General features: G+C 53.2%; 1 rRNA gene. It reads left to right on the forward strand.

Annotation, left to right across the window (positions count from 1 at the left end):
* Window positions 1-11: 11 nt before the first annotated feature.
* A 16S ribosomal RNA gene (locus tag BUC24_RS26235) occupies window positions 12-1,540 on the forward strand.
* Window positions 1,541-1,599 lie beyond the last annotated feature (59 nt).

A 1,599-nucleotide genomic window follows, 5' to 3' on the forward strand; every position in this document is an offset into this window, starting at 1 on the left:
AAACAGAGATTGAACTGAAGAGTTTGATCCTGGCTCAGATTGAACGCTGGCGGCATGCCTTACACATGCAAGTCGAACGGCAGCGCGGGGCAACCTGGCGGCGAGTGGCGAACGGGTGAGTAATATATCGGAACGTACCCTGGAGTGGGGGATAACGTAGCGAAAGTTACGCTAATACCGCATACGATCTAAGGATGAAAGTGGGGGATCGCAAGACCTCATGCTCCTGGAGCGGCCGATATCTGATTAGCTAGTTGGTGGGGTAAAGGCCTACCAAGGCATCGATCAGTAGCTGGTCTGAGAGGACGACCAGCCACACTGGAACTGAGACACGGTCCAGACTCCTACGGGAGGCAGCAGTGGGGAATTTTGGACAATGGGCGAAAGCCTGATCCAGCAATGCCGCGTGAGTGAAGAAGGCCTTCGGGTTGTAAAGCTCTTTTGTCAGGGAAGAAACGGTGAGAGCTAATATCTCTTGCTAATGACGGTACCTGAAGAATAAGCACCGGCTAACTACGTGCCAGCAGCCGCGGTAATACGTAGGGTGCAAGCGTTAATCGGAATTACTGGGCGTAAAGCGTGCGCAGGCGGTTTTGTAAGTCTGTCGTGAAATCCCCGGGCTCAACCTGGGAATTGCGATGGAGACTGCAAGGCTAGAATCTGGCAGAGGGGGGTAGAATTCCACGTGTAGCAGTGAAATGCGTAGAGATGTGGAGGAACACCGATGGCGAAGGCAGCCCCCTGGGTCAAGATTGACGCTCATGCACGAAAGCGTGGGGAGCAAACAGGATTAGATACCCTGGTAGTCCACGCCCTAAACGATGTCTACTAGTTGTCGGGTTTTAATTAACTTGGTAACGCAGCTAACGCGTGAAGTAGACCGCCTGGGGAGTACGGTCGCAAGATTAAAACTCAAAGGAATTGACGGGGACCCGCACAAGCGGTGGATGATGTGGATTAATTCGATGCAACGCGAAAAACCTTACCTACCCTTGACATGTACGGAAGCCACGAGAGATCGAGGCGTGCTCGAAAGAGAGCCGTAACACAGGTGCTGCATGGCTGTCGTCAGCTCGTGTCGTGAGATGTTGGGTTAAGTCCCGCAACGAGCGCAACCCTTGTCATTAGTTGCTACGAAAGAGCACTCTAATGAGACTGCCGGTGACAAACCGGAGGAAGGTGGGGATGACGTCAAGTCCTCATGGCCCTTATGGGTAGGGCTTCACACGTCATACAATGGTACATACAGAGGGCCGCCAACCCGCGAGGGGGAGCTAATCCCAGAAAGTGTATCGTAGTCCGGATTGTAGTCTGCAACTCGACTGCATGAAGTTGGAATCGCTAGTAATCGCGGATCAGCATGTCGCGGTGAATACGTTCCCGGGTCTTGTACACACCGCCCGTCACACCATGGGAGCGGGTTTTACCAGAAGTAGGTAGCTTAACCGCAAGGGGGGCGCTTACCACGGTAGGATTCGTGACTGGGGTGAAGTCGTAACAAGGTAGCCGTATCGGAAGGTGCGGCTGGATCACCTCCTTTCTAGAGTTGCACCTGGCTATAGAGCCAATTCATTAAGCGTCCACTCTTATCGACTGTTG

Origin of the sequence: Massilia sp. CF038 (assembly GCF_900129765.1) — a bacterium.
GTDB lineage: Bacteria > Pseudomonadota > Gammaproteobacteria > Burkholderiales > Burkholderiaceae_D > Telluria_A.